The following is a 6,293-nucleotide window of genomic DNA, read 5'->3' as shown; positions in this document are numbered from 1 at the left end:
GGAGGTGGCTCCGGTGTCGGCGGGGCCGGCGGTGTCGGGCTGGTCAGCTCGACGGTCATTTCCGGAATTTCCGGTGGCGTGGGCAGCGGCTCGGCCCGCGCCTGCTGGAAAAACCACCAGGCGCCGCCGTGTATCAGCGCCGACACCGCCACCAGCAACAGCATCTGCTGTTTGTTCAGGCCGCCGGGCTGCGAAGTGTTGGCCTTGTAGACGGGCCGACCCGCCACCGACGCAAGCGCTGCGTTCGGTACTGGCCCCGGCGGCGTTCTGTGCTTTACCGCATCGTTCATTAAAGCTCCCTCGGGTGGATGAAGGGCAATAAGGTGCCGTTCGAACAACACAGCGTTGTTCGAGTGAGTGGTCGCAACTTTCATACGGGTGTGCAGAAGCCGATAGTTGAACTATCTATTGAACAGGGCTTGTGCAGCGTGTTGTTTCAGTAATGCCGACTTCGATGGTTCATTGATCCGGTCCGTGGCTGTTCTTTTATAAGTGAGTGTGATTGAGTGGCGAATATCGTTCTTGCCCTCATGGTTGATGCAATAGCAACCGCTGTGCCAAACAGTAAACAAATGTGTAGCGGTTATTTCACGGATGATACGTATGTCGCATTTATATAAGTTTCATCAGGCACGCCGGTTTTCATGGGCGCATAACCTCCCGACGGCCCTGTTTGCAGGGCTTTTTCAAAGGCGAGACAGGCCTGGCGCGGTATCGCGCTGTTCAGCGAGATAGAGCGGCTGTTCTCGTGTCGGCCAGGACGCGTGATGGTGCGTGGCGGACTGATTTGGTGCGGGTCAGTGTTTTAGCGGGTCACAGGCGCTGTTCCTTGTTCTTGTCTAAATAAAATCGCGTTCGGGGTAATGATTGATAGTGCAGTTTTGGTGCGCTTCGGAGATTAACGCCGAACAGCGAAAGTTGTAGCAGTGTGCTGTCTAGAAGTTATTGTCGAACAATGTGTTGTTGCATTCATTAATGCAGCGCGCACGCAATGACTTCTTGCGTGCTATTTAAAAAATAAATAGTGCAGGCGTTCAGGTAATAAAAGGAATGCACGGACAGTTCGCAGGACGAACACGGCGCAGGTACAGGGGCACGGAGAGAAGAGTGTGGCGCAGCAGATGAAGATTCACGCGGTGAACTCCTTGTTGCCAGCTCGGATACGCGAACTTTTGGTTCGGTATCGCACCTTACAAGAACGCGGATAGCGTTCGCTGATTGCTCTTGGTGCGGGATGGGCACCGCCAGCGCTGTTTTGCGAGATCAGGGATTCGCAAGCTGCCGATGAATGCGCAATCCGTGCCAAATTCGATACAACAGCTATAAATAGGGCCAGGCAGGATGCCTTTCGCAGTGGAGGAGGGGATATGTATCAGCTCTACGGACATCGCAATTCAGGGGCGGCGGCCATCGAGGCGGCGCTCGAGCTGTGTCAGGTGGCTTACCGCTTCATCGATATCGAGGCCAGCGCGGAAGCGGCGCAGGAGCTGGCGCGGCTCAATCCGCTCAAACAGATCCCGACCCTGCAACTGCCGAACGGCAGTGTCATCACCGAAAGTGCGGCGATCCTGATTCATCTGGGGCAAAGCTTTGCGCAATCCGGCCTGCTGCCGGCCAACGGCGCTGACCGCGATCAGGCGATTCGGGGCCTGGTGTACATCGTCAGCAATTGCTATGCGGCCATCGGGATTATTGATTACCCGGAACGCTGGCTGGTGATGCCGGACGAGGCCTCGCGGCAGAATTTGATGGCGGGGGCGCGGGAACGACTGCACTGGAGCTGGGAGGTGTTTGCCGATCAGTTCTCGGCCGAGCTGTACCTGGACGATGAAACACCGGGCGCACTGGATGTGCTGGCGGCGGTGGTCACGCGCTGGGCCGGTGCCCGCGAACACCTGCGCCAGGCCCGACCCGGTTTCCATGCGTGGCTGCAGCGCATCGACCGACACCCGGTGCTGGCGCCGGTCTTTGCGCGGCATTGGCCCGGCTGATCACTCCCCGCGAATGTACTGCTCCAGCTGTTTGATCAGCTCGGCCTGTTCGGCAATCGCTTCCTTGACCAGGTCGCCGATCGACAGCAGGCCGATCAGCTTGCCGTTCTCCACCACCGGCAAGTGACGCAAGCGTTTGTCGGACATGATGCCCAGGCAAGTGTCGACGGTCTGGTGGGTGTCCACCGTGATCACGTTCGCCACCATGATGTCGCGCACCGGCGTGCCCACCGAGGAGCGCCCGTGCAGCACCAGTTTGCGCGCGTAATCGCGCTCGCTGATGATGCCCACCACTTTGTCGTCTTCCACCACGAGCAAGGCGCCGACGTTCTTCTCGGCCATTTTCATCAGCGCTTCGAGCACCATGTGATCGGGTTTGATCTGGTGCACTTCCTGATTTTTCGGATCTTTGAGCTTGAGCAGCTGGGCGACGGTTTTCATGGCGGTTACTCAGGTGTTGTCGTTGTTCTCCAAGCATCGTAGACGCAGGCGCGCAGGGCAAGGCCGCAAAACGGCAGATAACACGCAAAAAACGTCATTTGACCGGGTTTTTCATGGCGAGGCCTTTGTCACGGGTTACGGCAATGCCGCGTAGAATGCCCGTCTGAATCAATTCCTGAGGTTGCAGTGGTGGATTTACAGCAGGGCTTCGTCCTGACCCGGCATTGGCGCGACACCCCGGCCGGCACCGAAGTCGAGTTCTGGCTGGCGACCGACGCCGGGCCGCGCCGTGTGCGCCTGCCGCATCAGCCGTCGGTGGCATTCATCCCTGCGGCGCAGCGCGAGCAGGCCGAGCGGGTGCTGGCGGACGAAAAGAACGTCGAACTGCGCCCCCTGGCCTTGCAGGATTTCGAGCATCGCCCGGTGCTCGGTCTGTATTGCCAGCAGCACGGTCAGTTGATGCGCCTGGAAACCGCGCTCAACCGCCACAGTGTCGACGTCTTCGAAGCCGATGTGCGACCACCCGAGCGCTACCTGATGGAGCGTTTCATCACCGCGCCGGTGTGGTTCAGCGGCACGCCCGATGCCGAGGGTGTGCTGCTCGACGCCCACCTCAAGCCAGCGCCCGACTATCGTCCGCAACTGCGGCTGGTCTCGCTGGACATCGAAACCACCGAGCAGGGCGATTTGTACTCCATCGCGCTGGAAGGCTGCGGCGAACGGCAGGTGTACATGCTCGGCGCACCGAACGGCGATCACAGCATCGTCGATTTCGATCTTGAGTACTGCGAATCGCGCACCCTGATCCTGAAGAAGCTCAACGACTGGTTCGCCCGTCACGACCCCGACGCGATCATCGGCTGGAACCTCGTGCAGTTCGATCTGCGCATCCTCCACGAACACGCCCGGCGTCTCGGCGTGCCGCTCAAGCTCGGGCGTGGCGGCGAGGAAATGCAGTGGCGCGAACACGGCAGCCGCAATCACTACTTCGCTGCAGCGGCGGGACGGTTGATCATCGACGGCATCGAATCCCTGCGTTCGGCGACCTGGAGCTTTCCGTCGTTCAGTCTGGAAAACGTTGCCCAGACTTTGCTTGGCGAAGGCAAATCCATCGACAATCCGTACCAGCGCATGGACGAGATCAACCGCATGTTCGCCGAGGACAAACCGGCGCTCGCCAAGTACAACCTCAAGGACTGCGAGCTGGTCACGCGGATCTTCGCCAAGACCGAACTGCTGAAATTTTTGCTCGAGCGCGCCAGCGTCACCGGCCTGCCGGCGGATCGCAGCGGCGGCTCGGTGGCGGCGTTCACGCATTTGTACATGCCGCTGATGCACCGCCAGGGTTTTGTGGCGCCGAACCTCGGCACCAATCCACCGCAGGCCAGTCCCGGCGGGTTTGTCATGGACTCGCAACCGGGGCTGTACGAATCGGTGCTGGTGCTCGACTACAAGAGCCTTTATCCGTCGATCATCCGTACCTTTCTGATCGACCCGGTGGGCTTGATCGAAGGCTTGCAGCATCCTGACGACAGCGACTCGGTGGCAGGTTTTCGCGGCGCTCGTTTCTCTCGCACCCGGCATTGCCTGCCGTCCATCGTCGCCCGGGTCGCCGAGGGTCGCGAGACCGCCAAGCGCGAACACAACGCGCCGTTGTCCCAGGCGCTGAAGATCATCATGAACGCCTTCTACGGTGTGCTCGGTTCCAGCGGTTGCCGGTTTTTCGATACGCGGCTGGCTTCATCGATCACCCTGCGCGGCCACGAAATCATGTTGCGCACTCGGCAACTGATCGAGGCTCAGGGGCATGCGGTGATTTATGGCGACACCGACTCGACATTTGTCTGGCTGCGTCGCCCCCACGGTCAGGAAGAAGCGGCGACCATTGGCCGGGCGCTGGTTGCGCACGTCAACGACTGGTGGCGCGAGCATGTGCGTGAGCAGTACGGGCTGGAAAGCGCCCTCGAATTGCAGTTCGAAACCCACTACAAGCGCTTCCTGATGCCGACCATCCGTGGCGCGGAAGAGGGCAGCAAAAAGCGCTACGCCGGTCTGGTGACCCGCGCCGACGGCAGCGAAGAAATGGTCTACAAAGGCCTGGAAACCGTGCGCACTGACTGGTCGCTGCTGGCCCGGCAATTTCAGCAGGAACTGTACGAGCGGATCTTCCAGCGCAAGCCGTATCAGGATTACGTGCGCGAGTACGTGCGCAAGACGTTGGCCGGCGCGTTCGACGAACGACTGGTTTACCGCAAGCGCCTGCGCCGCACCCTCGACGACTACGAACGCAACGTGCCGCCCCACGTGCGCGCCGCACGGCTGGCGGACGATTACAACGCGCAGCACGGTCGCCCGCGCCAGTACCAGAACGGCGGCTGGATCAGCTACGTCATCACCCTGGCCGGGCCCGAACCGCTGGAAGTGCGCCGCGCGGCCATCGACTACGACCACTACATCACCCGCCAGCTGCAACCGGTGGCGGATGCGATCCTGCCGTTTGTCGACGACGATTTCTCAACCCTGATCGGGGGACAACTGGGCCTGTTTTGAGTCCAGCAGTTGCAGGGTCCATTCGTCCTGAATGCCGTGGAAGTAACGCTCCAGCGCCTGATGCCAGAGGCTGTCGTCGTCGGCGAACTGGGCGAACAGGGTCATCGATGAGTGGAATTTCAGGTCGTCCGGATGGCCGAAGATCTCGGCAATCGAACGCTGCCGCACATTCAGTACAAGCTGCGCACACGTGCGCAGCCGGGCGCCGAGCAGCTCATGGGCCAGATAGGCCTTGGCCTCACCGGCCGAGCCGATGGCGAACCGCCGCGACATCTCGCTGCCCCCGAGCCCGGCGAACTGGGGGAACACAAACCACATCCAGTGGCTGCGCTTGTGGCCCTCGCCGAGCTCGCGCTGGACCCGTTCGAACACCGGATCCTGAGCGAGCACGAAGCGTTGCAGGTTGAATGGATCGTCCTGATCAGTGCTTCTCATGGCGAAGCCCTCTGTCAGTCGGCGGTGGCTCAGACCATGGCCAGCCGCTGCTTGCGTTGTGGCGCGTGAAACGCCTGGTCCAGCGCCGCCAGATCCCCGGCATCAAGTTGAAGCTGCGCCGCTTGTGCATTGAGCTGCACGTGTTCCGGGCGCACGGCCTTGGGAATCGCAATCACCCCATCCTGACGCAGAATCCACGCCAGCGAAACCTGTGCCGGGGTCACGCCGTGACGAGCGGCAATCTGTTTCAGCACCGGCTCGGCAAGCATGGCGCCGCCCTGGCCGATCGGGCAGTACGCCATTAGCGGCATGCGCTGTTGCTGGCACTACGGCAGCAGGTCGAATTCGATGCCGCGTTCTTCCAGGTTGTACAGCACCTGATTGGTCGCGCAGACCGAACTCGACAGTTCCTCAAGATCATCGACATCGAAGTTCGACACGCCCCAGCGACCGATCTTGCCGTCCTCGCGCAGACGCTCGAAGGCTTCGACGGTTTCTTCCAGCGGATACTGGCCGCGCCAATGCAGCAAATAGAGGTCGATGTAATCGGTGTCGAGCCGGCGCAGACTGCGCTCGCAAGCCTGGGGAATGCCTTTGCGGCTGGCGTTGTGCGGGTAGACCTTGCTCACCAGAAACACTTGATCGCGCAGGCCGGCGATGGCTTCGCCGACCACGCTTTCGGCACCGCCCTCGGCGTACATTTCGGCGGTGTCGATCAGGGTCATGCCCAGCTCGATGCCGCTGCGCAGGGCCGCGACTTCACGCTTGTGCGCCGAGCGGTCTTCGCCCATGCGCCAGGTGCCCTGGCCAATCACCGGAACCTGCACGCCAGCCAATTCGAGGGTACGCATTCAAACCTCCTTTCTGAAACGGTCG

At 61.0% G+C, this 6,293-nt stretch carries 4 protein-coding genes and 2 pseudogenes; 2 read left to right on the top strand and 4 right to left on the bottom strand.

Going from position 1 to position 6,293, the window contains the following annotated elements:
* A pseudogene (locus tag C1X29_RS06075) lies at window positions 1-290 on the bottom strand (energy transducer TonB); the annotation flags it as partial.
* 1,077 nt (window positions 291-1,367) lie between these two features.
* Between C1X29_RS06075 and C1X29_RS06070 the strand changes: the two are divergent.
* Window positions 1,368-1,991 carry a glutathione S-transferase N-terminal domain-containing protein gene (locus C1X29_RS06070; protein ID WP_102717061.1) on the top strand — a complete coding sequence of 208 codons (624 nt, stop codon included), beginning with the start codon at window positions 1,368-1,370 and terminating at the stop codon, window positions 1,989-1,991.
* On the opposite strand, the gene C1X29_RS06065 is transcribed toward C1X29_RS06070, so the two are convergent.
* Window positions 1,992-2,432, bottom strand: a complete 441-nt coding sequence (locus C1X29_RS06065; RefSeq protein ID WP_064380861.1) for a CBS domain-containing protein — start codon at window positions 2,430-2,432, stop codon at window positions 1,992-1,994.
* 189 nt (window positions 2,433-2,621) lie between these two features.
* On the opposite strand from C1X29_RS06065, the gene C1X29_RS06060 reads away from it, so the two are divergent.
* On the top strand, window positions 2,622-4,982 hold the full coding sequence (locus C1X29_RS06060) for a DNA polymerase II (RefSeq protein ID WP_173940179.1): 2,361 nt from the start codon (window positions 2,622-2,624) through the stop codon (window positions 4,980-4,982).
* On the opposite strand, the gene C1X29_RS06055 is transcribed toward C1X29_RS06060, so the two are convergent.
* Both C1X29_RS06055 and C1X29_RS06050 read right to left on the bottom strand, forming a co-directional pair.
* Complete coding sequence (locus C1X29_RS06055) at window positions 4,947-5,417, bottom strand: DUF1810 domain-containing protein (RefSeq protein WP_102687117.1); 471 nt, start codon at window positions 5,415-5,417, stop codon at window positions 4,947-4,949. The two genes, C1X29_RS06060 and C1X29_RS06055, sit on opposite strands and share 36 nt — an antisense overlap.
* Window positions 5,418-5,446: 29 nt before the next feature.
* Window positions 5,447-6,268, bottom strand: a pseudogene (locus C1X29_RS06050) (aldo/keto reductase).
* Window positions 6,269-6,293: the final 25 nt, after the last annotated feature.

Origin of the sequence: Pseudomonas sp. GW456-12-10-14-LB2, assembly GCF_002884345.1 — a bacterium.
In the GTDB taxonomy this organism is placed as follows: Bacteria; Pseudomonadota; Gammaproteobacteria; order Pseudomonadales; family Pseudomonadaceae; genus Aquipseudomonas; species Aquipseudomonas paraglycinae.
Note: the sequence above shows the minus strand (reverse complement) of the source record. Positions and strands in the feature narration are given on the sequence as shown.

Excerpts from the sequence above, each read along its gene's own strand:
- C1X29_RS06070 (WP_102717061.1), top strand. The coding sequence starts at position 1,368 with ATGTATCAGCTCTACGGACATCGCAATTCAGGGGCGGCGGCCATCGAG.
- C1X29_RS06065 (WP_064380861.1), bottom strand. The coding sequence starts at position 2,432 with ATGAAAACCGTCGCCCAGCTGCTCAAGCTCAAAGATCCGAAAAATCAG.
- C1X29_RS06055 (WP_102687117.1), bottom strand. The coding sequence starts at position 5,417 with ATGAGAAGCACTGATCAGGACGATCCATTCAACCTGCAACGCTTCGTG.